The organism is Usitatibacter rugosus (assembly GCF_013003965.1).
Taxonomy (GTDB): domain Bacteria; phylum Pseudomonadota; class Gammaproteobacteria; order Burkholderiales; family Usitatibacteraceae; genus Usitatibacter; species Usitatibacter rugosus.
Window position 1 is genome coordinate 3,850,328 of sequence record NZ_CP053069.1, and the last position, 23,531, is coordinate 3,873,858.

The window sequence follows — 23,531 nt, forward strand, 5'->3', positions numbered from 1 at the left end:
TCAGGCCGTCGCGGGGACGCCGCGCGGTGCACGCGCGCGACCCAGCAGCTGCGTGGCGCGATCGGCTTCCGCGAGCAGCACCTCCAGCTCCGGGATGTCCGTGTCCCATTCGATCAGCGTCGGGCGCGGACCGAGGCGGTCGAGGGCGACGGTATACAGGGCCCACACCTCGGAGGAGACGCGGGCGCCGTGCGTGTCGATCAGCAAGCCCTCGCTCGCGTCGTAGCCGGCGAGGTGGATCTCCCCCACCGCATCGGCCGGGATCGCGTCGAGGTAGGCGATCGCGTCGAAGCCGTGGTTCATCGCATTCACGTAGATGTTGTTCACGTCGAGCAGGACGCCGCAGCCCGAAGCGCGCGAGACCTCGGCCAGGAACTCCCCTTCGGGAATCGTCGAAGCCTCGAACTCGAGGTAGGACGACACGTTCTCGACGAGGATGCGCTGTCCGAGCCGCTCCTGGACGCGCTCGACCTGGGCCACGACATTCGCGAGCGCCTCGCGCGTGTACGGCAGCGGCAGCAGGTCGTTGGCGAAGCGTCCACCGATGCTGCCCCAGCAGAGATGCTCGGAGACCAGCGCGGGCTCGAAGCGCTCCACGAGCGCGCAGAGCTTCGCGAGGTGCGTCTCGTCCAGTGGACCCGCGGTGCCGAGCGAGAGGCCTACGCCGTGCAGGCTCAACGGATAGTCGGCACGGAAGCGCTCGAGCCACGCGAGCGGGGGGCCGCCGTCGCCGAAGAAATTCTCGGAGTGGACTTCGAGGAACGAGAGGCGCGGCGTGGTTCGCGCCAGCGCCTCGTAGTGCGGAGCGCGCAGCCCGATGCCGGCGTAGCCCGCCTCGGGTGCGCGCGGTACGGGCATCAGCCGGGCGAGCCCGTGTACGGCTTCTCGGCCGGCGCCTTCTTCGCGTCGCCGGCGGTCGCGGTGAGCTTGCCGCCCGCCTTCTCGCAGGTGCCCTTCGCCATGTACTTCCACTCGTCGGGCAGGTTGTCGGCCTTGGCTTCGCCGCCGCAGGCGTGCTTCGCGGTGCCGCAGTCGTTCTTGCCCTTCTTCGCGACGCCGTAGCACTTCTCGCTGTCCTTCGGCGTGGCGGGGTGGTCGGCGGCGACGGCGGACAGGCCGAGGCCCAGCAGGCCGGCGATCGCGGCGGTCGCGAATTTCGTGGGGGTCTTCATGCGGGAGTCTCCAATTGTTCGGTCAGGTGGGTTACTTGCCGGGATTCGTCTTGCCGCCGAGCTTCGCGCACGTGCCCTTGGCCACGTACTTCCACTCGTCCGGCGCGTTGTCCTTCTTCGACTTCCCGGCGCAGGTGTGCTGGGCGGTGCCGCAGTCGTTCTGGCCCGCCTTGGCGATGCCGTAGCACTTCTCCTTCTCGTCCTTCGACTGGGCCGCGCCATCCTGGGCAAGGCCGAGGGCGACGAGTCCTGCGAGGGCCGACTGCAACAACGCTTTGCGGGTGCTCATGATGCCTCCTTGGATACGGGATTCTGCGGCGGGCGGATGCGTCATGCATCCCCGCGGAAACGGCCGGCGGCGCGGTGGATGAACCGCACCTGGACCTGGAAATTCGTGCAGTCGAGGCATTCGGCCAGGTGGACGTCGAGCGCCGTGGACTCGTCGGGCGAAAGCGACCGTTCGAGGGCCAGCGACATCAGGCGCACGGCTTCGCGACAGTTCAGGTCTTCAGCCACCGCCGCCGTCCTTTCCGAACCAGTTCTTCTCGAGGCACTCGCGCAGGCCGAGCCGGGCCCGATGCAGGATCACCCAGCAGTTGGACGGCGTGATGCTCTCGGCCTTGCAGATGACGTCGGTCTCCTCGCCCAGCACCTCGCGCTTGAAGAACACGCGCCCGCCCGCGGGAGGCAGCTTGTCGAGGCAGCGCTCGAAGACCTCCCAGAAGCGGCGCTGCTCGAAGGCGGCCTCGGGGTTGCTCCAGGTCTGCAGCGGCGTGCGCCAGTGTCCGTCGGGCGCGAAGAGATCGTCGAGCCAGGAATCGTCGCCGGCCTCGTCGGAGAAATCGGTCGGCTCGAGGTGGGCGCGGTCGGAGATCGCCCGGCGCTGCAGGTCGATCACCTTGAAGCGCAGGATCGAGGTGAGCCAGGTGCGCAGCGTGGATTTGCCGCCGAAGCTGGCGAGGCTCTCCAGCGCGGCCACCAGCGCCTCCTGGACCGCCTCTTCCGCGAGCTGGGCATCGCGGAGCTGGGCCAGGGCGTAGCGCATCAGGTAGGGCCGATGGCCCTCGATTTCCGCGAAGCGCGGGTCGGGCATGGCGGAGGGTGGCGCGAAGGTCACGAACGACGCCAAATCTTAGCATTCCGGGCGCGGCGATCCTCGATCGCCCCCTTGAAAGGCCCGGTGCCGGCCCTACGTCTCTTCCATATCCGAACCCTTTCCGACTGGAGGAAAACATGCCGCACCTGATCCGCTACGAGCCGCTGGTGAACACGCTGGACGGCCTCTTCAACGACGTCTTCCGCGCCGGCTACGCACCCGCCCAGCGCGACGAGCCCGCGCCGATCCGCTTCGATGTCCGCGAGACGGGCGAGGCCTACACGGTCGCCGCCGAGCTGCCCGGGGTGAAGAAGGACGAGATCCACGTCGAGATCGAAGGCAACGAGGTCACGATCTCCGCCGAAACCAAGCGCGACCCCGAGCAGAACGAAGGCGACAAGTGGCTGCGCACCGAGCGCTACTTCGGCAAGGTGGCCCGCCGCTTCGCGCTGCCGCAGGAAGTCGACGAGTCGAAGGCCGTCGCCAAGTTCGAGAACGGCGTCCTCGAGCTGGCCCTCCCGAAGAAGGCTGCCACTGCTGGCCGCAAGCTGACGGTTCAGTAACAACAGGGCAGGAAAACCTGGGGTCGGGCTCCGATGAACTTAATTGGAGTCTGACCCCATTTATTTCCTACAATAGCGCGACCCTCTCCCACGTCCGCGCCCCATGCCCCCCAAGCTGTCGTCCGCCCAGAAGGCCGAGGTCCTCGTCGAGGCCCTCCCGTACATCCAGAAGTTCTACGACCGCACCATCGTCATCAAGTACGGCGGCAACGCGATGACCGACATCGCGCTGCAGGAAGACTTCGCCGAGGACGTGGTGCTGCTGAAGCTGATCGGCATGAACCCCGTCGTGGTGCACGGCGCGGGGCCGCAGATCGGCGCCCTGCTGCAGAAGCTCGGCAAGCAGAGCGAATTCATCCAGGGCATGCGCGTGACGGACGAGGAGACCCTCGACGTCGTGGAGATGGTGCTGGGCGGCCTCATCAACCAGGAGATCGTCACGCTCATCAACAAGGCCGGCGGCAAGGCCGTGGGCCTCACGGGCAAGGACGGCCACTTCATCCACGCGCGCAAGCTGAAGGTCGCGAGCAAGGAAGACAAGAAGAAGAAGATCGACGTGGGCCTCGTGGGCGAGGTGGTGCGGATCGACCCCGAGATCATCCATTTGCTCGACTCGCGCGACTTCATCCCCGTGATCGCGCCCATCGGCAGCGACGAGCACGGCACGGCGTTCAACATCAACGCCGACGTGGCCGCGGGCAAGCTCGCCGTCACCCTGCAAGCCGAGAAGCTGATCCTGCTCACCAACACGACGGGCGTGCTCGACAAGGAAGGCAAGATCGTCACCGGGCTCACCTCGAAGAAGGTGAACGAGATGATCGACGACGGCACGATCTCGGGCGGCATGCTGCCCAAGGTGGAATGCGCGCTGGACGCGGTGAAGAACGGCGTGAAGACCGCGCACATCATCGACGGGCGCGTGTCGCACGCGCTGCTGCTCGAAGTGCTGACCAGCGAGGGCGTGGGCACCCTCATCCGCGGCGCCTCGGCGAACCGCGGCCAGGGCGAGCGCTAGCGAACGCTCCCTAGCGGCGCAGCGTGGCGGTGAGCGCCACGTGGTCGGAGAGCTTGGCCCAGGGCGAGCCCACCAGCTTCGCCACGGCTTCGACGCCCATGCCGCGCACGTAGATCCGGTCCAGGTGCAGCATCGGCATGCGCGCCGGGAAGCTCCGCGCGTGCGATCCCTCGTGGCGCTCGAAGGCCTCGAAGAGGCCCAGCTCGCGGCTGAGCACCGCGCTCGCCTTCCGCTGCCAATCGTTGAAGTCGCCCGCGACCACCAGCGGCTCGCCATCGGGAACGGCCTCGTGGATGCGCTCGCACAGCCATTCGAGCTGGAAGCGGCGGCTGCGCGCGAAGAGCCCCAGGTGGACGTTGATGCAGTGCAGCTTCTCCGACCAGCCGGGCACCGCGATCTCCGTGTGCAGCAGGCCGCGGTTCTCGAGCCGGTGGTGCGAGATGTCCAGGTTCTCCCAGGACGAGATGGGATAGCGGCTCACGATCGCATTGCCGTAGTGGCCCTGCTGGTGCACCGCGTTCATGCCGTAGGCATGGTGGCTGTCCTGGTGGCAGAGGTACGCGTGCTGGCCTCCGGCCGGCCACCTCTCGCGGTGGCGAAGCGCCTGGCCGCGATCCTCGCCGACGACCTCCTGCAGGAACGCGACGTCGGCGCCGACCCTCGCGAGATGCTCGCGGATGTCGTGCAACACGAGGCGCTGGTTGAACTGCGAGAAGCCCTTGTGGATGTTGTAGGTGACGACGCGAAGGTCGCGCGGATTGCTCATGGGCGCATCCCAAGGCGCTGCGGCAGCATCTCGATCGCGTGCCGGTTGGTCGGGGAGAACACCTTGGCCGCGGCCTCTTGCCACGGGAGCCACATCGAGGCGAGGTGCTCCTGCGGGGCCAGGCGCACCGGCGAACGCGCTGTCACCGTCAGCCCGAAGACGTGCTCGGTGTTGTGGGTCGTTCCCGGGGCGTAGCGGTGGCGCCATATCGGATAGATCTCGTAGATGTTGCTCAGGTTCCAGTCCACGAGACGGTGGGAACGGGCATCCAGCCCCGTTTCCTCCATCACCTCCCGCACCGCGGTCTGCTCGAGCGTCTCGCCCGGGTCCTGGCTGCCGGTGACCGACTGCCAGAAACCGGGGCGGTCGGCGCGTTCCAGCAACAGCACGTTGAGGTCTGGATCGTGGATCACGACCAGTGTGGACACGGGAATCTTGGGGGCCGTTCCGCTCACACCCGCATTTTCGAGGCCACCGGCATGTTGCCGCTGAAATAGGCATGCGGCATCGCGGGCGTACGGTGGCGGGCGACGGGGCGGCCTTCGCGGTCGATCGCGATGATCCCCACGTCGGCGTCGAACTGGCTTCCCAGGCGGCCCAGGACGGCCTCCAGGGCCGCTTCAAGGGTGGCCCCATGCTCCACGCCCTCCGCAACCGCGCGTGCGGCCAGCAGGCGCATCACGAACTCCCCGGTGCCGGTGGCCGAGGCGGCCATGCGCTCGCATGCGTAGTTGCCGGCACCTGCGAGGGGCGAATCCCCGACGCGGCCGACGAGCTTCAGCGTGACGCCTCCCGTGGAAGTCGCCGCCGCCAGATGGCCCTGCGCATCCACGGCCGCCGCGCCGACGGTGCCACCCGCGTACTCGGGATGGTCCTTCACGAACTTGCGCATCTTGAGCGCACTGGCGCCGAGCACCTCGTCCACGCGGCCGCGCTTGTCCTTCCAGTCGGCGTGGCGGGCGGGCGTGACGGGATCGTGGTCGCCGAAGCCCATCACGCGCGCGAAGCGCTGCGCGCCCTCGCCCGCGAGCATCACGTGATCGGTTTCTTCCATCACCTTCCGCGCGACCAGGATGGGATTCTTCACGCGCTGCAGCGCCGCCACGGCGCCGATGCGCGCCCCCTCGCTCGCCATCACGCTCGCATCGAGCTCGCAGAAGCCGTCGATATTCAGCACCGCTCCCGTGCCCGCGTTGAAGATCGGATTGTCCTCGAGCGTGACGACGGTGGCACACACCGCATCCACGGCCGTGCCGCCGGCGAGGAGGATCTCGCGACCCTTCTCCACCGCGGCACGCATGCCGTTCACCGCATCGTCGTCGGAGCCGGGGCGCCACTTCCCTGCGCCGCCGTGTGCAATCAATCCAATATTTCGCGCGGTCATCTGCGTTTATCTGCGTTCATCTGCGGAGGGCGCCTTTGCCTTAATTGCGCAGCCTGATGTGAAGCTCGCGAAGCTGCTTCTCCGTCACCGGCGTCGGCGTCTCGACCATGAGGTCCTGCCCGCGCTGCGTCTTCGGGAAGGCCATCACGTCGCGGATCTGGTCCACGCCCGCGAGCATCGCCACCATGCGGTCGAGGCCGAACGCGATGCCGCCGTGGGGCGGAGCGCCGAACGCGAGCGCATCGAGGAGCCAGCCGAACTTCGCGCGCTGCTCCTCCGCCCCGATGCCCAGCGTCGCGAACTGCTTCGCCTGGATCTCGGCGCGGTGGATCCGCACCGATCCGCCGCCCAGCTCCCAGCCGTTCAGCGCGATGTCGTAGGCCTTCGCGAGGACCTTCGACGGATCGCTGTCGAGGAACTGCACGTGCTCGTCCTTCGGCGACGTGAAGGGATGGTGCGCGGCCGCCCAGCGCTTGCTCTCCTCGTCGTATTCGAACGCGGGGAAGTCGAGCACCCAGCAAGGACGCCACGCCTTCTCGGCATGGCCCTTCTCGTGGCCGACCTTCGCGCGAAGCGCGCCCATCGCGTCGTTCACGACCTTGCGGCGGTCCGCGCCGAAGAAGAGCACGTCGCCCGCCTTGGCGCCGGTACGCTCGATGATCTTGCCGAGGATCTCCGGCGACAGGAACTTCACGATCGGCGACTGCAGGCCTTCCTCGTTCAGCTTCGTGGGATCGTTCACGCGAATGTAGGCGAGGCCCTTGGCGCCGTAGATGGCGACGAAGGGCGCCAGGTCGTCCAGTTCCTTCCGCGTGAACTGCTCGTTGCCGCCGGGAACGCGCAGCGCCGCGACGCGGCCATCCTTCAGCTCGGCCGCGGACTTGAACACCTTGAAGCCGGCGTCCTTCACGACATCGGTGAGCTCGGTCAACTCGAGCTTCACGCGCAGGTCCGGCTTGTCGCTGCCGTACTTCGAGGTGGCCTCGGCGTACGTGAGGCGCGGGAACGGCGGGAGGTCCACGTCGAGCACGCGCTTCCACACGTGGCGGATGAGGCCTTCCATGATGTCCTGGATCTCGCGCTCGGAGAGGAACGACGTCTCGATGTCGATCTGCGTGAACTCGGGCTGGCGATCGGCGCGAAGGTCCTCGTCGCGGAAGCACTTCACGATCTGGTAGTAGCGGTCGTAGCCCGCGACCATGAGGATCTGCTTGAAGAGCTGCGGCGACTGCGGCAGCGCGTAGAACTGGCCGTCGTGGATGCGCGAGGGCACGAGGAACTCGCGCGCGCCCTCGGGCGTGCTCTTGTAGAGCACCGGCGTCTCGACGTCGATGAAGCCGTTGTCGTCCAGGTACTCGCGCACGGCCCTCGAGGTCTTGTGGCGCATGCGCAGGATGCGCTGCATGGCGGGGCGGCGCAGGTCGAGGTAGCGGTGCTTGAGGCGCACCTCTTCCGAGATCTGCTCGTCGTCCATCATGAAGGGCGGCGTCACCGAGGGATTCAGCACCTCGATCTCGTGCGCGAGCACCTCGATCTCGCCGCTCTTCAGGTCCGTGTTCACGGTGCCCTCGGGGCGGCGGCGCACGAGGCCCGTCACGCGCAGGACGAACTCGTTGCGCACGGAGTCGGCGGCGGCGAAGGTCTCCTTGCGGTCGGGATCGCAAACGACCTGCACCAGGCCCTCGCGGTCGCGAAGGTCGATGAAGATCACGCCGCCATGGTCGCGGCGGCGATGGGCCCAGCCGTAGAGCGTCACGGTCTGGCCCAGGAAGCGGGTGTCGGTCAGGCCACAGTATTCGGTTCTCATAATCTCTCGTCATTCCCGCGCAGGCGGGAATCCAGGGTTGATCTTTTCGACTGGGTCCCCGTCCCCCGATGAAGGCGCCCGGGGGCGGGCTCCACGGGGACGGCGGTTTTACTCGCGTTGCGATCCTGTCGCGCCGTCGCCTACGTTTTCGGCGACGGCGTGGGATCGGGGTCGGTCCCGGGGCGCAGACCCTCGGGCCGGTGGCGGCGCGGCGGCTCGGCCACGCCCATGGAGATGATGTACTTCAGCGCATCGTCGACGCTCATCTCGAGCTCGATGGCCTGGTTGCGCGGGACCATGAGGAAGAATCCCGCGGTGATGTTGGGCGTGGTCGGCACGAAGACCGAGATGTGCTCGTGTCCCACATGGTCGGTGACCTCGTGCCGCGGCGAGCCGGTGACGAGCGCCACCGTCCACGCGCCCTGGTGCGGATAGCGCACGAGCACGGCACGGCGGAACGCCTGGCCCTCCGCGGAGAAGAGCGTGTCGCTGATCTGCTTCACGCCACCGTAGATCGAGCGGACGATGGGAATGCGGCCGACGAGCGAATCGCCGAGCAGCAGGAGCTTCCGGCCGAAGAAGTTGGCGGCGAGCGCCCCGGTGACGAGCAGGATCGCGAGGGTGAGGATGATGCCGAGGCCGGGCACGTGGAAGCCCAGCACCGCCTCGGTCTGGTACGTGTCGGGCACGAGCAGCAACGACTGGTCCATCACGTCGACCAGCAGCTTCAGCACCCACAGCGTGATGCCGAGCGGGATCCAGACCAGGAGGCCGGCGATGAAGTACCGCCTGAGTGTTGCCATGCCCATCGCGCGGTCAGCTACCGGAGGTGCCGGTGGAGCTGGCGGGCTTGGACTCGGCTTTCGATTCGGATTTCGATTCCGTGGATTTCGACTCCGCGGGCTTCGACTCCGCGGGCTTCGAGTCGCCCGGCTTGGCGTCGGCAGGCTTCGACGCGGGCTTGCTGCCCGAGCCCTTGAAATCCGTGGCGTACCAGCCACTGCCCTTCAGCTGGAACCCGGCCGCCGACAGCATCTTCGAGAACGTCTCCTTGCCGCACGCCGGACACTGGGTGTGCTGGGGATCGTTCACTTTCTGGATGTATTCCTGCTGGTGGCCGCAACCCGAGCATCGATACTCGTAGATGGGCATGGTGCGCGCTCCGAAAAACTCAAAAAATGATTGTAACAGAAGCACTTACGGCATCCTAGCCCGAACCTTGCGCGGACACCTCGCGCCGCCGCCGGTCGGCGATCTTGCCGCCCACCGCCAGCAGGCCCGCCATGGTCCAGAACACCGGTCCCATGCCCAGCGCCGAGCCCGCGCCGCCGAACAGCAGCGGCAGGAACGTGTGGCTCACGTTGAGGACCGTCGAGCGCACGCCCATCGCCTCGCCGGCCCGCCCTTCCGGCGCCGTCGTGTACATGAGCGACATCACCGAGGGCTGCGTCGCGCCCAGGCCCAGGCCCAGCAGGAAGGCGATGGCCGCGAGCAGCATGACGCTGCTCACGAACGGAAAGATCGTGTAGGCCAGGAGCGCCACGCCGAACGTGAGCGTGATCATCGTCCACTCGCGGATGTGCCGCGTGAGCCATGGCAACGCGAGGCGAACGATGAAGGTGGCCACCGCGAAGCTGCCGAGGATGAGCCCGATCGTGGAGGCCGAGAGCCCGATCGACGTCCCGTAGATGGGCATGGCGAAGACGAAGAGATCCCACGCCGAGGCGAGCAGGCCGGTGCAGATGAACACGCGGCGCAGCTCCGCGATGCGCAGCAGCTCGATGGCCCCGCCGTGCGCGGCCGGGGGCTTGTCGTGCACGGTGTGGCGAAGCTGGTTGCGCCAGCGGTAGACGAGGAAGAGCGAGGTCGCCGCGAGGGAAGCGAGGATCAGGAACGTCTCGCGATGGCCGAGCAGATCGATCGAGAAGCCCGAGAGCACCGGCCCGATGAAGTTGGAGGTCGCGAAGCCCAGCGCGAGCCAGCCGAAGTTGTTGCGGCGATTCTCGTCGGTGCTGGTCTCGCCCACCATGTGCTGCACGGCGATGTGGAAGACCATGAACGAAGTGCCGATGCACGCGGCCGCGACATAGAGCGGATAGAGCGTCGGCACGAGGCCCGGGAGCGCCACGGCGCACACCAGCACCGTCGTGGAGACGAGCAACGGGCGGCGCATGCCGACGCGGTCGATCATGCGGCCCGCGGCGACGCCCAGGAACATCGGCAGCGCGGAATAGAGCGAGATGAAGAAGCCGACGGTGAGCGGCGAGGCGCCCAGCGAAAGCGCGTACAGCGAGATCGTCACCCGGCTGCCGTTGAAGGCGGAGTGGGCAAGGATGGTGATGACGATCAGCGCAGCGAGCGGCATTTCCGAAAAGAAAAACGCCGCAGCGAAAGGCTGCGGCGTTTCGGAATTATACCGCGACGGCGAGCTAGCCCTTGCCGCCCTCCAGCGCGGCGATGCGCGCTTCGATCGGCGGGTGGCTGGAGAAGAGCGCCATCCAGCCCGGACGGTCGGTGATGCCGAAGGCCTTGATCGCCTTCGGGAGCTCTCCGGACTCCACGCCGCCCAGGCGGCGCAGCGCCGCGATCATCGGACGCGGGGATCCCATCAGCGCGGCCGAGCCCGCATCCGCACGGAACTCGCGGTAGCGCGAGAACCACGCGACGATCATCGACGCGAGGATGCCGAAGACGATCTCGCACACGATCGACGTGATGTAGTAGCCGGGGCCCACGCCGCGCTCGGTCTTGAAGACGACCTTGTCGACCAGGTAGCCGGCCACGCGCGAGAAGAAGATCACGAACGTGTTCACCACGCCCTGGATCAGCGTGAGCGTGACCATGTCGCCGTTGGCGACGTGCGCGATCTCGTGGCCGAGCACCGCGTCGACTTCCTCGCGCGTCATCGAGCCCAGCAGGCCGGTGGAGACGGCGACCAGCGACGAATCGCGGAAGGCACCGGTGGCGAATGCATTGGGCTCGCCCTCGTAGATCGCGACTTCCGGCATGCCGATGCCGGCTTTCTCGGCGTGGCGGCGCACCGTGGACACGAGCCATTGCTCGTCGGCCGTCTGCGGCGTCTCGATCACGTGGGCGCCGGTGCTGAACTTGGCCATCCACTTGGAGATCAGCAGCGAGAAGATCGAGCCCCCGAAGCCCAGGAGCATCGAGAAGGCCAGCAGCATCCCGAGGTTCAGGCCGTTGGCGGTGAGGAAGCGGTCCAGCCCCAGCACGCGCACGGAGATGGACAACACCAGCATCACGGCGAAGTTGGTCAGGAGGAAAAGCACGATTCGTTTCATGGTCGCAGGTCCCCTTGGGACGGTCACGGCGCCCGGGTCGGGCGCGCTCTCACGGTGAGATGGTAGTGGCGGTGGTGCGTTTCAAGCCGTGAATATTGCCACGCCGGGGCGGAAGCGGCGTTATTCCTTGTCGCGATGCGGAGGGTCCGGAACCCCCTGCAGGCGCTTCGCAAAGGGGCGGCTCGACCGGCTTCATTTTACTTGACGGTAATATGCCTTTACAGGTATATATAGGTCCATGGAGACCTCGTTCGCCATCATCGCGGAGCCGAACCGCCGCGCCATCCTCGGCTTGCTGGCCGCGTCGGAGCAGTCGGTCGGCGACATCGAACGACAGTTGCGGATGCCGCAGCCGTCGGTCTCCAAGCACCTGCGCGTGCTGCGCGAGGCCGGCTTCGTGGAGTCGCGCGTCGAAGCCCAGCGCCGCGTCTACCGGATCCGCCCCGAGCCCCTCATGGAGGTCGATGCGTGGCTCGCGGACTTCCGCCGCCTGTGGACGACCCACGTGGACGCGCTCGAACGCCATCTCGACCGGATGGCCCAGAAACCCCGGAAAGGAAGGAAGCCATGAACGCTCGCAGCAACTACATGCCCGGCCCCGCGGCCGGAGCCGACGTGCGCAAGGACGGCGACAAATGGACGCTCGTCCTCGTGCGGGACCTGCGCCATCCGCCGGCGATGGTATGGGAGGCGCTCACCGATCCCGCGCAGCTCTCCGAATGGGCGCCCTTCGACGCCGACCGGAACCTCGGCAATGCCGGGCCCGTCACGCTCTCGACGGTCGGCACGCCGCAGGTTTCCGAAAGCCGCGTGACCCGCGCCGAAGCCCCGAGGCTGCTGGAGTACAGCTGGGGCGGCAACGACATGCGCTGGGAGCTCGAAGCGGCCGGCAGCGGCACGCGGCTCACGCTCTGGCACAACATCGATCGCCGCTACATCTCTTGGGGCGCTGCCGGGTGGCACATCTGCTTCGACGTGCTCGAGCATCTCCTCGCGGGCGAGCCCATGGGACGCATGGTGGGCCCCGAGGTCGCGAAGTTCGAGGGCTGGCAGCGGCTGCAGGGCGAGTACGCGAAGCAGTTCGGGTGACGAACGGGGAGCCGTGACATGAAGAAACCCATCCCGACGGAAAACGCATCGGCCTTCATCGACGAGAAGATCGCCGGGCTCCCGGACTGGCGCGGAAAGATGCTCGCGAAAGTGCGCGCGCTCATCCTCAAGGCCGAACCGCAGATCGTTGAAGAGTGGAAGTGGGGAACGCCCGTCTGGTCGCGCGGCGGCATCGTCTGCACCGGGGAGACGTACAAGAGCGTCGTGAAGATGACGTTCGCCAAAGGCGCGGCGCTGGAGGACCCTTCGGGTCTCTTCAACTCCAGCCTCGAGGGGAACGTGCGGCGCGCGATCGACATCCGCGAAGGCGAGAAGATCGACGAAGCCGCGCTGAAGGCCCTCGTCCGCGAAGCAGTCGCTCTGAACCTCAGCAAGAAGCCTGCGTAGGAAGCGTCCGGCATCCAAATCGCGTCGCAAGGCACATCGTAGGGGATTGCCTCCGACCGAAAGAACACCATGAGCTTCTTCAGCAAGATCCTCGACAAGCTGCGCGGGCACTCCTCCGCTCCGACCTCCGGATCCTCCACCACCGCGCCGATGCCCCCGGCCGCGCCGACCGCCGCTCCCGCATCGGCCGCGCCGCTCTCCGACGTGGATGTCGAAGCCGTGCTCGCGCAGATGGCCGCGAAGAAGGGCGGCGGCGGCAACTACAAGACGTCGATCGTCGACCTGCTGAAGATGCTGGATCTCGATTCCAGCCTCGATGCCCGCAAGCAGCTCGCGACGGAGCTGAACGTGAACGCAGGCGCTCCGGGGACGGCCGAGCAGAACATCGCTTTGCAGAAGGCCGTGATGCGCGAGCTGGCGAAGAACGGCGGGAAGGTCCCGGCGAGCCTGCGGGACTGAACAACCGCGGATCCCCCGTGGGAAGAACCCACGGGGACGCGACAAGCTAGAACGGGATGTCGTCCTCGAAGTCGTCGAATTTTCCGCCGGCTTTCGAGGGTGCCGGCTTGGCCGCGCCAGCGCCGCCCGCAGGGCGCTCCGCTCCGCCACCGGATTCGCCGCGGTCGCCGCCGCCCATGCCCTGGCGCGAGCCGAGCATCTGCATCGAGTTGGCGATGATCTCGGTGGTGTAGCGCTTCACGCCGTCCTTTTCCCACTCGCGGGTCTGCAGCCGTCCTTCGACGTAGATCTGCGATCCCTTCTTCAGGTACTCGCCGGCGATCTCGGCCAACTTGCCGAAGAAGGCCACGCGGTGCCATTCCGTCTTCTCCTGCTTCTCGCCGGAGCCCTTGTCCTTCCACGACTCCGTCGTGGCGATGGAGACGTTCGTCACCGCGCCGCCGTCGGGCATGTAGCGCGTTTCGGGGTCGCGGCCGAGGTTGCCGACGAGGATGACCTTGTTCACCGATGCCATGTTGCTTCTCCCTTGCCCTGTTCAATGTTGCCGAAAGCGTCATCCCGGCCCGCAGGGAGCCGGCAGGACGTCACCGATCGGGAATGTTGCCGCAGAACTTCGCGTCGAGCTCCCATTTTCTCACTTTATTGGGACGAAGTTTCCCATTCGCGAAGCCACCAGGAGCCAGAGGGCCACGGCGGCAAAGCACGCGCCGAGGACCACGAGCATCCCGCCGCGCTGCGCGAGCAAACCGCCCAGCGAGCCGCCCGCGAACATCCCGAGGAACTGGATGCTCGAGAAGACGCCCGTCGCGAGGCCGCGGGCGCTTGCCGGGGCCGCGCGCGAGACCATCGCCGGCAACTTCGCCTCGAGGGCGTTGAAGCCCGCGAAGAAAATGACGAGCGCCACCACGAGTCCCGCGAGGTGACCCTCGCTCGCGGCGAGCGCCGCGATGGAAATGCCCAGCGTCGCGATGGCGCCGATCACCACGGGGCGGTCGCGTTGCCCGAGCTGCCCCATCACCACGGGCAGCATGAGCAGGAAGCCGCCGCCGACCGAGACGAGATAGACCCACCAGTGATCCTTCGCAGGGGCGCCGGCCGCGACCAGGCCCATCGGCACGACGACGAACACCGCCATCAGCACCATGCGCAGGATGAAGATGCCGATGTTGATGCGCACGAGCTCCGCGTCGCGCAACACCGCGCCCAGCTTCGTGTGCTGGCGCTCGGCGGGCTTGCCTTCGACATCCGGGACGACCCACGCCACCACGCCCATCGCGAGGATGCAGAACACGCCCGTCATCGCGAAGAGGCCCCGGACGCCGATGGCGTGCTCGAGGAAGGGTGCCAGGACGAACGACAACGCGAACGCGGCGCCGATGGAAGAGCCGATGATCGCCATCGCCTTGGTGCGCTGGCTGTCGCGCGTCAGATCGCCCGCCATCGCGATCGCGACCGCGGAGACGGCCCCCGCGCCCTGCAGCATGCGGCCCAGGATCACCATCCACGGCGACTCGAAGCCCGCCCCGACGAAGCTGCCGCACGCCATGATCGCGAGGCCGATGTAGAGCACGGGCTTGCGCCCGGAGCGGTCCGACCAGTAGCCGAACGGGATCTGCAGGATGGCTTGCGTGAGGCCGTAGACCCCGAGCGCGATGCCCACCAGCGTGAGGTTCCACCCGGGCCGGCCCTCGGCCCAAAGGGCGAAGACCGGGAGGATCACGAACATCCCGAACAGGCGCAAGCCGAAGATCGCGGCCAACGAAAGGCTGGCGCGCAGCTCGCGCGGGCTCATGCGGGCCGAGGTGTTCAACGGGGGAATTCGGGATGGAAGCAGGAGAGGAAGCTGCGGTATATTAGCAGATTGCCCTTCTGGCTCAGGCGATGGATTCCATCCGCATTCGCGGCGCCCGCACCCACAACCTCAAGAACGTCAGCCTCGACATTCCCCGCAACAAGCTCGTGGTGATCACGGGCCTGTCCGGTTCCGGCAAGTCCTCCCTCGCCTTCGACACGCTGTACGCGGAGGGCCAGCGCCGCTACGTCGAATCGCTTTCCGCCTATGCCCGCCAGTTCCTCCAGTTGATGGAGAAGCCGGACGTGGATCTCATCGAGGGCCTTTCGCCCGCGATCTCGATCGAGCAGAAGGCCACGTCGCACAACCCGCGCTCCACCGTGGGCACGGTCACCGAGATCCACGACTACCTCCGCTTGCTCTTCGCGCGAGTGGGCGACCCGTTCTGCCCGGACCATGACGTGGCGCTCTCCGCGCAGAGCGTGGCGCAGATGGTCGACCACGTGATGGCCCTCCCCGACGGCACGCGCATCATGGTGCTGGCCCCGCTCGTCGTCGGCCGCAAGGGCGAGCAGGTCGAGCTCTTCGAGGATCTCCGCGGCCAGGGGTTCGTGCGCCTGCGCGTGGACGGCAAGGTCCACGAGATCGACCAGCTCCCCAAGCTCGACAAGAACAAGAAGCACACCGTCGAGATCGTCGTCGACCGGCTGAAGATCGTCGCCGGCGATGCGGGTGTGAAGCAACGCCTCGCGGAATCATTCGAAACGGCGCTGCGGCACGCCGAAGGGCGCGCCATCGCCGCGGAGATGGACGGAACGGCCGAGCATCTCTTCTCCGCCAAGTTCGCGTGCCCGGTCTGCAGCTACTCCATCCCCGAGCTCGAGCCGCGGCTCTTCTCGTTCAACAACCCGATGGGCGCCTGCCCGCGCTGCGACGGCCTCGGGCAGATCACGTTCTTCGATCCGAAGCGCGTCGTCGCGCAACCGGACCTCTCGCTCGCCGGCGGCGCCATCCGCGGCTGGGACCGGCGCAACCAGTTCTACTTCTCGATGCTGCAGTCGCTCGCGCAGCACTACCAGTTCGACATCGAGGCACCCTTCGATTCGTTGCCGCAGGCCTCGCAGGAGGTCGTGCTGACCGGCTCCGGCGAGGAGAAGATCGCCTTCCGCTATCCGGGCGAGAAGGGCCGCAGCGCCGTGAAGGAGCACGCCTTCGAGGGCATCCTCCCGAACCTCGAGCGCCGCTACCGCGAGACCGATTCGGTCGCGGTGAAGGAAGAGCTTTCCAAGTACCTGAACACGCGTTCGTGCCCGGAGTGCCTGGGCACACGCCTGCGCGTCGAGGCACGCAATGTCCGCGTGGCGGGCCGCAACATCCACGAGCTCTCCGCGATGCCGCTGCGCGAATCGCAGCCCTTCTTCGAGACGCTGGAGCTGGCGGGCTCGAAGAAGCAGATCGCCGAGAAGATCGTGCGCGAGATCGCCAACCGCGTGCAGTTCCTGAACAACGTGGGCCTGGACTATCTCTCGCTCACTCGTTCGGCCGATACGCTCTCCGGTGGTGAAGCGCAGCGGATCCGCCTCGCGAGCCAGATCGGCTCGGGCCTCACCGGCGTCATGTACGTGCTGGACGAGCCTTCCATCGGCCTGCACCAGCGGGACAACGCGCGCCTGATCGAGACGCTGAAGCGCCTGCGCGACCTCGGCAACTCCGTGATCGTCGTCGAGCACGACGAGGAAGCGATCGAGGCCGCCGACTACGTCGTGGACATCGGCCCGGGCGCCGGCGTGCACGGCGGCGAGATCGTCGCCCAGGGCACGCCGATCGAGGTGGAGCGCAACCCCGCCTCGCTCACCGGCCAGTACCTCTCCGGGCGGCGCAGCATCGCCGTGCCGAAGACGCGGCGCCGTCCCGATCCGAAGAAGGTCCTGCGCATCGCGGGCGCGCGGGGCAATAACCTGAAGAACGTGACGGTGGACATTCCCGTCGGCCTCTTCGTCGCGGTGACGGGCCTGTCGGGCTCGGGCAAGTCCACGCTCATCAACGACACGCTCTACACGACGGTCGCGCACCATCTGTATGGGTCCGCGGCAGAGCCCGCGGAACATGACGCGATCGAAGGCCTCGATCATTTCGACAAGGTCATCAGCGTCGACCAGAGCCCGATCGGCCGCACGCCGCGCTCCAACCCCGCCACGTACACCGGCCTCTTCACGCCGATCCGCGACCTCTTCGCGGGCGTTCCCGAATCGCGCGCCCGCGGCTACGGCCCCGGCCGCTTCTCGTTCAACGTGAAGGGCGGGCGCTGCGAGGCGTGCCAGGGCGACGGCATGATCAAGGTCGAGATGCACTTCCTCCCGGATGTGTACGTGCCGTGCGACGTCTGCCATGGCAAGCGCTACAACCGCGAGACGCTCGAGGTGCACTACAAGGGCCGTTCGATCGCGGAGGTGCTCGACATGACGGTCGAGATGGCGCACGAGTTCTTTTCCGCCGTGCCCGCGATCGCGCGCAAGCTCGCCACGCTGCTCGAAGTGGGATTGGGCTACATCCGACTGGGGCAGAGCGCCACCACGCTCTCCGGGGGCGAGGCGCAGCGCGTGAAGCTCTCGCTCGAGCTCTCGAAGCGCGACACCGGCCGGACGCTCTTCATCCTCGACGAGCCGACCACGGGCCTGCACTTCCACGACATCGACCTGCTGCTCAAGGTGCTGCACCGCTTGCGCGACCACGGCAACACCGTGGTGGTGATCGAGCACAACCTGGACGTGATCAAGACCGCGGATTGGCTGCTCGACCTCGGCCCCGAGGGCGGAGACGGCGGCGGGCGCGTGATCGCGGAAGGAACGCCGGAGGACGTGGCCGAGGCGCCGGGCAGCTTCACGGGCCAGTTCCTCAAGGCGCTCCTCGGGGCGCCGCTGCGCAAGCGTGCCGCGGGCGCGTAACGCCGCATGCTGATCGTCCCGATCGTCGAGGGCCTCAACTGGCGGCGGCCTCCGCCGGTCACGCTGGCGCTCATCCTCATCAACTGCCTCGTGTTCCTGCTCTACCAGGGCGGCGACGCGGAGCGGGAGCGCAAGGCCCTGGACGCGTACTTCGCGTCGTCGCTGCCGGCCATCGAGCTACCGCTGTATGCCACGCACCTGCGCGAGACGCAGCCCAAGCCGCTCGAGGTGCTCGAGAAGGCCGATCCCGCGTGGGACTCGCCCGCGCATCTCGCGCATCCGGCCGTCGCGGAGTACCTGGTACAGGCGATGACGCATGACGAGCCGTTCCTGCGGCAACTGCGCAGCGGGCGCCTCATCCAGCCGCAGGACCCGCGCTACGCAACATGGCGAGCCGACCGTGCGAGGTTCGAAGCGCTCGCTTCGAAGGTGTCGTTCCGGCGCTTCGGCTTCACGCCCGCCGACCCGCGGCCGGTGACGTGGATCACCAGCATGTTCCTGCACGGCAGCCTCATGCACCTGCTCGGCAACATGGTGTTCCTGTTCATCATCGGCGTCGCCGTGGAGCGCGTGCTCGGCGGCGGGTGGTACCTCGGTCTCTACCTGCTGGGCGGCCTGGCCGGTGACGTGCTCTTCTACGTCGTGCATGCCGGGAGCGCCATTCCGTCGGTGGGCGCGTCGGGCGCGATCTCGGGACTGATGGGCCTCTTCACCGTGCTCTTCGGCGCGCGCCCGGTGAATTTCTTCTACTGGGTGTTCGTCGTCTTCGGGTTCAAGACGATGCGCGGCATCGTCATGCTTCCCGTCTGGATCGCCTACGAGATCCTGCAGTACCTCGTCGATCGCGAAAGCTCGACGGGCTACATGGCGCACGCGGGCGGGTTGATCGGCGGAGCGCTGCTGGGCCTCGCGGCAAGGCGCTTCACGGGACAGCGCGTCGAGGCCTTCCACGGACAGCGTGAGCAGGAAGCCTTCGACCAGGCGGAGTTCGATCGCGCGCGGGCCTTGGTGGCGAAGGTGGATTTCAAGGGCGCCTCGGTGGTGTTCGCCCGCCTCGCGCAGCGCTTCCCCACGCGCGCCGACCTGCTGCGCCAATGGCACGCCGTGGCCAAGTTCGAGCCCGCGAGCGAGGGCTATCACCAGGTCGTCGGGCTGCTGATGACGCTGCCCGGCCCCGATGGCCCGACGCGCCAGTTCCAGCGGCAGGTGTTCCTCGAGTACCTCGGCAAGGCCGCGCCCGCCCCTCGCCTCACGCCCGACGCGCTGGGCCGCATCGGCCTCGTGCTCGCGCGCTCGGGTCACCTCGCCGAGGGAGAGCGGGCGGCCGAGCTGCTGCTGAAGATCGCGCCCGGCGACGCGCGGCTGCCCGCCATCTGGGATCAGCTCGCGCACGGCCACGCGGCGGTGGATTCCAGCCCCGTGAGCCTCAAGAAGGCGAAGCACTATCGCGCGTTGATCGCCGCGCAGGCGAAGGCGAGCCGCGCCTAGCTCGGGCCGCCCGCTAGGGCGAGGAGGGCGAGGACAGCGCCTGGGCCGCCATCTTGCCCGCGATCTCCGCCATCTTCGCCGCCTCGGCCGCCAGCTTGTGCTGGGGGAATTTCGCCACGATCGCCTGGAAGACCTTCTGCGCCATCGCGTACTGGTTCTGGCGCTCGAGCATGATCTTGCCCACCAGCATGTACACGCCGGGGATGTCCTCGTGGCCCGGGTAGCGCTTGTCGAAGCCCTTCAGCAGCTCGACCGCGATGGTGTCGCGGCGCAGGTCCGAAGCGGCGGTCGCGAGCGGGAGGATGATCGTGGAGTCGGCGAGGGTGAGGTCGGGGATCTTCTTCTTCGCCGCCTCGTAGATGTCGACGGCACGCGCCCCGCGCTTCTCGCGGATCAGCTTGGGCAGGTACTCGTTCACGTGCTTGATGATCGGCTTCTCCTTGCCGTCCATCATCAGCACCTTGTGGTACTGGTCCTGCAGCTTGTTGTTGTCCCACTCGCGCTTGAGGCGGTTCTCGATCCGCTCCGCGGCCTCGCCCAGCTTCGCCTCGGCGAGCAGGCCCTGCGTCTGCGGGCCGAGGAGCTCCGGCTCGACCTTCTTGCCGCTCGCCACGGCGAGCGCGCGCTGCGCCATCGCGGTATCGACCTGCACATCGACGCCCAACTCCTCGTGGTGCTGGTAGAGCGCGTAGCCCATGAGGTAGTACATCGACACCATGAAGTACATGGTCACGGCGTCCGCGAGGAACTGGCTCACGAACACCGGCATGAAGTCGTCGAGCACGGCGCCGAGGAACTGCGCGCTCTGCAGCAGCAGGAAGAGGAACACGCAGAGCGCGAAGTACGGCAGGCCGATGCCGGCGATCACCTCGAGGAGCCGCACGGGGTTGATGGCCGCGAAGAAGCGCTCGTCGAGCGCCAGCACCATGATCGAGGCAGGCAACGCCAGGGCGACCAGGATCAGCGCGATCTGTCCCGCGATCTTGCCGACGAAGACGCCGATCATGATCGCCAGGAACATGAACACGAAGATGATGCCCACCTGCATCAGCGGCCGGCGGTCCTTGTTCGTGCGGTCGTCGACGTAGTCGCCGGGCACGAGGTGGCCGCGCGCGGTGCGCTCGAGGATGCGGAAGCAGTACGCCATGAACGCGAGCCACGCGAGGCGGCTCAGGATGTAGGCGAGGAACCCGATGTGGGAGGTGATCGCCACGAACAACGCGAAGACCACGATCTTCACCATCGCGTCCCCGTGCATCGGGTAGGTGAAGACGCGGGGCAGCTGCTGCCAGAATGGCGGGGGGGCGGATTTCGAAGTGCTCACCGGCGGCAATGTAACATTCCCTGAAAATGGCGCAAGACCGATGAAACCCCGCGAAATCCTGCTCGGAAGCTTCAATGCCGCCCTCTCGGCGGCCGACCCCCTCCAGATCGTCCCGGGGCACCTCCCCCCGCCGCCCAGGGGTCGCACCCTCGTCGTCGGCGCCGGCAAGGCCGCGGGCTCCATGGCCCTCGCCGTCGAGCGGCATTGGCCCGAGAGCGCGCCGCTGGAAGGCGTGGTGATCACGCGCTACGGGCATGGGCTGCCGACGAAGCGCATACGCGTGGTCGAAGCGGGCCACCCCGTTCCGGACGAAAGCGGCGAGGCGGCGGCACGCGAGATCCTGGCGGCCGCGAGCGCCCTCGGCCCGGACGACCTGCTGCTGGCACTCGTCTCGGGCGGCGGCTCGGCCCTGCTCTCGCTCCCCGTCGAAGGCGTGGCGATGGCGGACCTGAAGGCCCTCACCAAGCAGCTGCTCGCGAGCGGCGCGCCCATCCAGGACATGAACACGGTGCGCAAGCACCTCTCGCGCATCCAGGGCGGCCGGCTCGCCGCCGCGACGCGCGCCCCGGTGCTGGCGCTCGTGATCTCCGACGTGACGGGCGACGATCCGACGCACATCGCCTCGGGGCCGTGCACGCCCGATCCGACGACGTTTGCCGACACGGTCGAGATCCTCGAGCGATTCGGCGTGCAGGCGCCCGCCTCGATCGCGAGCTACCTCGAGCGCGGGCTGCGCGGCGAGGTGCCCGAATCGCACAAGCCCGGCGACCCGGCCTTCGCCCGTACGGAAAACCGCGTCATCGCGACCGCGCACCGCAGCCTCATGACGGCCTCGGCCTTCGTGCAGGCGCGCGGCGTGACGCCGATGGTGCTGGGCGACAGCGTGACCGGCGAATCGCGCGAGGTGGCCAAGGTGTATGCGGCGCTGGTGCGGCAGATCCGCACGCACGGGCATCCCATGAAGGCCCCCGTGGCGTTGATCTCCGGCGGCGAGACGACGGTCACCGTACGCGGCAACGGGCGCGGCGGGCGCTGCACCGAGTTCCTGCTGTCGCTCGCGGTGGAGCTGGAGGGCCTCGACCACGTGCACGCGCTGGCCGCGGATACCGACGGCATCGACGGCAGCGAGGACAATGCCGGCGCCCTCCTCACGCCCGATTCGCTCGCGCGTGCCGTTGCGCTGGGCCTCGCGCCGAAGCGGCTGCTCGCCGCGAACGACGGCTACGGGTTCTTCGCGCCGCTCGGCGACCTCGTCGTCACGGGCCCCACGCGGACGAACGTGAACGACTTCCGGGTGATCCTCATCCAGTAGGCCCATAAAAAAAGCCGCCCGAAGGCGGCTTTTTACCCTGAGCAGGCGTCCGTCTTACGCGGTTGCCTCTTCCTGCGAATTCTTCTTGCCCTTCTTCGGAGCTTCGGCGTCTGCCTCGACCGGCGCCGGGCGGTCCATCAGCTCGACGTAGGCCATCGGGGCGTTGTCGCCCTGGCGGAAGCCCATCTTGAGGATGCGAAGGTAGCCGCCGTTGCGCGACTTGTAGCGCGGGCCCAGCTCGGCGAAGAGCTTGAGGACCATGTCGCGGTCGCGCAGCTTGTTGAACGCGATGCGCTTGTTGGCGAGCGTCGGGTTCTTGCCGAGCGTGATGATGGGCTCGGCCACGCGGCGCAGTTCCTTCGCCTTCGGCAGCGTGGTCTTGATGGCTTCGTGCTTGAGCAGCGAGACCGTCATGTTGCGGAACATCGCCAGCCGGTGGCTGGTGGTTCGGTTCAGCTTGCGGGGACCGTGTCCGTGACGCATGTTCGTTTCCTAAAGTTGTTGGCTTGTTCAGCCTTGTATTTGTTGTGGTTTAGTCACCCCCGCGAAGGCGGGGGTCCAGAGTCTGGGTCCCCGCCTGCGCGGGGATGACGACGGGCTTACTTCGTAAGTCCTGCGACCGGCCAGTTCTCGAGCTTCATGCCGAGCGTGAGGCCCTTGGAGGCGAGGACTTCCTTGATCTCGTTCAGCGACTTGCGGCCGAGGTTCGGGGTCTTCAGCAGCTCGTTCTCGGTGCGCTGGATCAGATCGCCGATGTAGTAGATGTTCTCGGCCTTGAGGCAGTTGGCCGAGCGCACCGTGAGCTCGAGGTCGTCGACCGGCTGCAGCAGGATCGGGTCGACCTGCGGCTGCGAGGACTCGACGCGCTCTTCCGACGTCGATTGCAGCGAGGCGAACACCGACAGCTGGTCCACGAGGACGGAGGCCGAGTAACGCACGGCTTCTTCCGGTTCGATGACGCCGTTGGTCTCGATGTCGATCACGAGGCGGTCCAGGTCGGTGCGCTGCTCGACGCGGGCGCTTTCCACCTGGTAGCTCACCCGGCGAACCGGCGAGAACGACGCATCCAGGAGGATGGAGCCGATCGAGCGCGAGTCGTCCGTGCGGCGCGAGGTGGCCGGCACGTAGCCGCGGCCCTTCTCGACCTTGATGGTCATGTCGAGCTTGCCGCCGGCCGTGAGGTGGGCGATCACGTGCTCGGGATTGATGATCTCGACGTCGTGGGTCTGCTCGATGTCCGCGGCCGTCACGGGCCCCGCCGTCGCCTTCTTCAGCTTGAGCGTGGTTTCGTTCCGGTTGTGCAGCTTCATCACGACGCCCTTCAGGTTCAGGATGACGTCGACGACGTCCTCCTGCACACCTTCGATCGTCGAGTACTCGTGCAGCACGCCCGAGATCTTCACCTCGGTGGCGGCATAGCCGGGCATCGACGACAGGAGGATGCGGCGGAGCGCATTGCCGAGCGTGTGGCCGTAGCCGCGCTCGAACGGCTCCATCACCACCTTGGCGTGCGTGGGCGACAGGTTTTGCACGTCGATGATGCGGGGCTTCAGGAAATTCGTGGCATTGCTTTGCATGCGTGTGGCCTCTGCCTGTTCGTTGACGGGAG

General features: G+C 67.4%; 27 protein-coding genes. 9 read left to right on the forward strand and 18 right to left on the reverse strand.

All coding sequences use genetic code 11. The features are described from left to right. From bufB to DSM104443_RS18140, 5 genes are read right to left on the reverse strand one after another with little or no spacing between them, the layout of a single operon-like run. Positions 1–858: an MNIO family bufferin maturase gene (gene bufB / locus DSM104443_RS18120; RefSeq protein WP_171094775.1), complete on the reverse strand. Its 858-nt coding sequence runs from the start codon at positions 856–858 to the stop codon at positions 1–3. Next, a complete protein-coding gene (locus DSM104443_RS18125) occupies positions 858–1,172 on the reverse strand; it encodes a BufA1 family periplasmic bufferin-type metallophore (protein WP_171094776.1) in 315 nt (104 codons plus the stop codon). Before DSM104443_RS18125 ends, bufB begins: the two co-directional genes overlap by 1 nt. Positions 1,173–1,203: 31 nt before the next feature. Continuing rightward, entirely contained in the window at positions 1,204–1,461 is a 258-nt protein-coding gene (locus DSM104443_RS18130) for a BufA1 family periplasmic bufferin-type metallophore (protein WP_171094778.1), read from the reverse strand. A gap of 41 nt (positions 1,462–1,502) precedes the next feature. Then, positions 1,503–1,688: a zf-HC2 domain-containing protein gene (locus tag DSM104443_RS18135; RefSeq protein ID WP_171094779.1), complete on the reverse strand. Its 186-nt coding sequence runs from the start codon at positions 1,686–1,688 to the stop codon at positions 1,503–1,505. Next, complete coding sequence (locus DSM104443_RS18140; RefSeq protein ID WP_212756784.1) at positions 1,681–2,289, reverse strand: sigma-70 family RNA polymerase sigma factor; 609 nt, start codon at positions 2,287–2,289, stop codon at positions 1,681–1,683. The genes DSM104443_RS18135 and DSM104443_RS18140 overlap by 8 nt, the downstream gene beginning before the upstream one ends. A gap of 116 nt (positions 2,290–2,405) precedes the next feature. Here DSM104443_RS18140 and DSM104443_RS18145 point away from each other — a divergent pair, with 116 nt between their 5' ends. Together DSM104443_RS18145 and argB are read left to right on the forward strand one after the other, a co-directional pair. Then, positions 2,406–2,831, forward strand: a complete 426-nt coding sequence (locus DSM104443_RS18145; protein WP_171094783.1) for an Hsp20/alpha crystallin family protein — start codon at positions 2,406–2,408, stop codon at positions 2,829–2,831. Between the two features lie 103 nt (positions 2,832–2,934). Beyond that, positions 2,935–3,846: an acetylglutamate kinase gene (gene argB / locus DSM104443_RS18150; RefSeq protein ID WP_171094785.1), complete on the forward strand. Its 912-nt coding sequence runs from the start codon at positions 2,935–2,937 to the stop codon at positions 3,844–3,846. Positions 3,847–3,856: 10 nt separating this feature from the next. Here argB and DSM104443_RS18155 read toward each other — a convergent pair whose 3' ends face one another. From DSM104443_RS18155 to htpX, 8 genes are all read right to left on the reverse strand, one after another. Further along, the gene (locus DSM104443_RS18155; RefSeq protein WP_171094787.1) at positions 3,857–4,612 is read right to left on the reverse strand and encodes an endonuclease/exonuclease/phosphatase family protein; all 756 of its coding nucleotides are present in this window, start codon (positions 4,610–4,612) and stop codon (positions 3,857–3,859) included. Continuing rightward, a complete protein-coding gene (nudB, locus tag DSM104443_RS18160) occupies positions 4,609–5,067 on the reverse strand; it encodes a dihydroneopterin triphosphate diphosphatase (protein WP_171094790.1) in 459 nt (152 codons plus the stop codon). The genes DSM104443_RS18155 and nudB overlap by 4 nt, the downstream gene beginning before the upstream one ends. After that, a complete protein-coding gene (locus tag DSM104443_RS18165; RefSeq protein WP_171094792.1) occupies positions 5,064–5,975 on the reverse strand; it encodes an isoaspartyl peptidase/L-asparaginase family protein in 912 nt (303 codons plus the stop codon). The genes nudB and DSM104443_RS18165 overlap by 4 nt, the downstream gene beginning before the upstream one ends. Positions 5,976–6,036: 61 nt before the next feature. Continuing rightward, complete coding sequence (aspS, locus tag DSM104443_RS18170; protein ID WP_171094794.1) at positions 6,037–7,803, reverse strand: aspartate--tRNA ligase; 1,767 nt, start codon at positions 7,801–7,803, stop codon at positions 6,037–6,039. Between the two features lie 140 nt (positions 7,804–7,943). Beyond that, the gene (locus DSM104443_RS18175; RefSeq protein ID WP_171094796.1) at positions 7,944–8,606 is read right to left on the reverse strand and encodes a DUF502 domain-containing protein; all 663 of its coding nucleotides are present in this window, start codon (positions 8,604–8,606) and stop codon (positions 7,944–7,946) included. 13 nt (positions 8,607–8,619) lie between these two features. Then, a complete protein-coding gene (locus tag DSM104443_RS18180) occupies positions 8,620–8,955 on the reverse strand; it encodes an FmdB family zinc ribbon protein (protein WP_171094798.1) in 336 nt (111 codons plus the stop codon). Positions 8,956–9,010: 55 nt separating this feature from the next. Continuing rightward, a complete protein-coding gene (locus DSM104443_RS18185; protein ID WP_171094800.1) occupies positions 9,011–10,168 on the reverse strand; it encodes an MFS transporter in 1,158 nt (385 codons plus the stop codon). 64 nt (positions 10,169–10,232) lie between these two features. Then, positions 10,233–11,105, reverse strand: coding sequence for a protease HtpX (gene htpX, locus DSM104443_RS18190; RefSeq protein ID WP_171094802.1), 873 nt, complete (start codon positions 11,103–11,105; stop codon positions 10,233–10,235). A 238-nt stretch (positions 11,106–11,343) separates the two neighbouring features. Between htpX and DSM104443_RS18195 the strand changes: the two genes are divergently transcribed. From DSM104443_RS18195 to DSM104443_RS18210, 4 genes are all read left to right on the forward strand, one after another. Beyond that, positions 11,344–11,676, forward strand: coding sequence for an ArsR/SmtB family transcription factor (locus DSM104443_RS18195; protein ID WP_171094804.1), 333 nt, complete (start codon positions 11,344–11,346; stop codon positions 11,674–11,676). Beyond that, positions 11,673–12,194: an SRPBCC family protein gene (locus DSM104443_RS18200; protein WP_171094806.1), complete on the forward strand. Its 522-nt coding sequence runs from the start codon at positions 11,673–11,675 to the stop codon at positions 12,192–12,194. The genes DSM104443_RS18195 and DSM104443_RS18200 overlap by 4 nt, the downstream gene beginning before the upstream one ends. A gap of 18 nt (positions 12,195–12,212) precedes the next feature. Further along, positions 12,213–12,602 carry a DUF1801 domain-containing protein gene (locus DSM104443_RS18205; RefSeq protein ID WP_171094808.1) on the forward strand — a complete coding sequence of 130 codons (390 nt, stop codon included), beginning with the start codon at positions 12,213–12,215 and terminating at the stop codon, positions 12,600–12,602. Positions 12,603–12,671: 69 nt separating this feature from the next. Then, the gene (locus tag DSM104443_RS18210; protein WP_171094810.1) at positions 12,672–13,061 is read left to right on the forward strand and encodes a DUF3597 domain-containing protein; all 390 of its coding nucleotides are present in this window, start codon (positions 12,672–12,674) and stop codon (positions 13,059–13,061) included. Between the two features lie 46 nt (positions 13,062–13,107). On the opposite strand, the gene ssb is transcribed toward DSM104443_RS18210, so the two are convergent. Together ssb and DSM104443_RS18220 are read right to left on the reverse strand one after the other, a co-directional pair. Continuing rightward, the gene (gene ssb, locus DSM104443_RS18215; RefSeq protein WP_171094812.1) at positions 13,108–13,575 is read right to left on the reverse strand and encodes a single-stranded DNA-binding protein; all 468 of its coding nucleotides are present in this window, start codon (positions 13,573–13,575) and stop codon (positions 13,108–13,110) included. Between the two features lie 120 nt (positions 13,576–13,695). Beyond that, positions 13,696–14,871 carry an MFS transporter gene (locus tag DSM104443_RS18220; protein ID WP_171094814.1) on the reverse strand — a complete coding sequence of 392 codons (1,176 nt, stop codon included), beginning with the start codon at positions 14,869–14,871 and terminating at the stop codon, positions 13,696–13,698. Positions 14,872–14,942: 71 nt separating this feature from the next. Here DSM104443_RS18220 and uvrA point away from each other — a divergent pair, with 71 nt between their 5' ends. Then, the gene (uvrA, locus tag DSM104443_RS18225; protein ID WP_171094816.1) at positions 14,943–17,798 is read left to right on the forward strand and encodes an excinuclease ABC subunit UvrA; all 2,856 of its coding nucleotides are present in this window, start codon (positions 14,943–14,945) and stop codon (positions 17,796–17,798) included. Between the two features lie 6 nt (positions 17,799–17,804). Then, positions 17,805–19,286, forward strand: coding sequence for a rhomboid family intramembrane serine protease (locus tag DSM104443_RS18230; protein ID WP_171094818.1), 1,482 nt, complete (start codon positions 17,805–17,807; stop codon positions 19,284–19,286). Between the two features lie 13 nt (positions 19,287–19,299). Here the strand turns inward: DSM104443_RS18230 and DSM104443_RS18235 are convergent, their stop codons facing one another. Continuing rightward, positions 19,300–20,610: a hypothetical protein gene (locus tag DSM104443_RS18235; protein WP_171094820.1), complete on the reverse strand. Its 1,311-nt coding sequence runs from the start codon at positions 20,608–20,610 to the stop codon at positions 19,300–19,302. Positions 20,611–20,650: 40 nt separating this feature from the next. On the opposite strand from DSM104443_RS18235, the gene DSM104443_RS18240 reads away from it, so the two are divergent. Further along, positions 20,651–21,922 (forward strand): glycerate kinase type-2 family protein, encoded by a 1,272-nt coding sequence (locus DSM104443_RS18240; protein ID WP_171094821.1) that lies wholly within the window; start codon positions 20,651–20,653, stop codon positions 21,920–21,922. A gap of 54 nt (positions 21,923–21,976) precedes the next feature. Here the strand turns inward: DSM104443_RS18240 and rplQ are convergent, their stop codons facing one another. Then, positions 21,977–22,405: a 50S ribosomal protein L17 gene (gene rplQ / locus DSM104443_RS18245; protein ID WP_171094823.1), complete on the reverse strand. Its 429-nt coding sequence runs from the start codon at positions 22,403–22,405 to the stop codon at positions 21,977–21,979. Between the two features lie 116 nt (positions 22,406–22,521). Further along, the gene (locus DSM104443_RS18250) at positions 22,522–23,499 is read right to left on the reverse strand and encodes a DNA-directed RNA polymerase subunit alpha (RefSeq protein ID WP_171094826.1); all 978 of its coding nucleotides are present in this window, start codon (positions 23,497–23,499) and stop codon (positions 22,522–22,524) included. Positions 23,500–23,531 lie beyond the last annotated feature (32 nt).

What these genes read in the sequence shown, in the direction of transcription:
- DSM104443_RS18240 (WP_171094821.1), top strand. Translation starts at nt 20,651, where the DNA reads ATGAAACCCCGCGAAATCCTGCTCGGAAGCTTCAATGCCGCCCTCTCG.
- argB (WP_171094785.1), top strand. Translation starts at nt 2,935, where the DNA reads ATGCCCCCCAAGCTGTCGTCCGCCCAGAAGGCCGAGGTCCTCGTCGAG.
- DSM104443_RS18200 (WP_171094806.1), top strand. Translation starts at nt 11,673, where the DNA reads ATGAACGCTCGCAGCAACTACATGCCCGGCCCCGCGGCCGGAGCCGAC.
- DSM104443_RS18210 (WP_171094810.1), top strand. Translation starts at nt 12,672, where the DNA reads ATGAGCTTCTTCAGCAAGATCCTCGACAAGCTGCGCGGGCACTCCTCC.
- DSM104443_RS18230 (WP_171094818.1), top strand. Translation starts at nt 17,805, where the DNA reads ATGCTGATCGTCCCGATCGTCGAGGGCCTCAACTGGCGGCGGCCTCCG.
- DSM104443_RS18180 (WP_171094798.1), bottom strand. Translation starts at nt 8,955, where the DNA reads ATGCCCATCTACGAGTATCGATGCTCGGGTTGCGGCCACCAGCAGGAA.
- DSM104443_RS18195 (WP_171094804.1), top strand. Translation starts at nt 11,344, where the DNA reads ATGGAGACCTCGTTCGCCATCATCGCGGAGCCGAACCGCCGCGCCATC.
- DSM104443_RS18130 (WP_171094778.1), bottom strand. Translation starts at nt 1,461, where the DNA reads ATGAGCACCCGCAAAGCGTTGTTGCAGTCGGCCCTCGCAGGACTCGTC.
- DSM104443_RS18155 (WP_171094787.1), bottom strand. Translation starts at nt 4,612, where the DNA reads ATGAGCAATCCGCGCGACCTTCGCGTCGTCACCTACAACATCCACAAG.
- DSM104443_RS18145 (WP_171094783.1), top strand. Translation starts at nt 2,406, where the DNA reads ATGCCGCACCTGATCCGCTACGAGCCGCTGGTGAACACGCTGGACGGC.
- DSM104443_RS18205 (WP_171094808.1), top strand. Translation starts at nt 12,213, where the DNA reads ATGAAGAAACCCATCCCGACGGAAAACGCATCGGCCTTCATCGACGAG.
- DSM104443_RS18250 (WP_171094826.1), bottom strand. Translation starts at nt 23,499, where the DNA reads ATGCAAAGCAATGCCACGAATTTCCTGAAGCCCCGCATCATCGACGTG.
- ssb (WP_171094812.1), bottom strand. Translation starts at nt 13,575, where the DNA reads ATGGCATCGGTGAACAAGGTCATCCTCGTCGGCAACCTCGGCCGCGAC.
- uvrA (WP_171094816.1), top strand. Translation starts at nt 14,943, where the DNA reads ATGGATTCCATCCGCATTCGCGGCGCCCGCACCCACAACCTCAAGAAC.
- bufB (WP_171094775.1), bottom strand. Translation starts at nt 858, where the DNA reads ATGCCCGTACCGCGCGCACCCGAGGCGGGCTACGCCGGCATCGGGCTG.
- DSM104443_RS18175 (WP_171094796.1), bottom strand. Translation starts at nt 8,606, where the DNA reads ATGGCAACACTCAGGCGGTACTTCATCGCCGGCCTCCTGGTCTGGATC.
- htpX (WP_171094802.1), bottom strand. Translation starts at nt 11,105, where the DNA reads ATGAAACGAATCGTGCTTTTCCTCCTGACCAACTTCGCCGTGATGCTG.
- aspS (WP_171094794.1), bottom strand. Translation starts at nt 7,803, where the DNA reads ATGAGAACCGAATACTGTGGCCTGACCGACACCCGCTTCCTGGGCCAG.
- DSM104443_RS18125 (WP_171094776.1), bottom strand. Translation starts at nt 1,172, where the DNA reads ATGAAGACCCCCACGAAATTCGCGACCGCCGCGATCGCCGGCCTGCTG.
- rplQ (WP_171094823.1), bottom strand. Translation starts at nt 22,405, where the DNA reads ATGCGTCACGGACACGGTCCCCGCAAGCTGAACCGAACCACCAGCCAC.
- DSM104443_RS18185 (WP_171094800.1), bottom strand. Translation starts at nt 10,168, where the DNA reads ATGCCGCTCGCTGCGCTGATCGTCATCACCATCCTTGCCCACTCCGCC.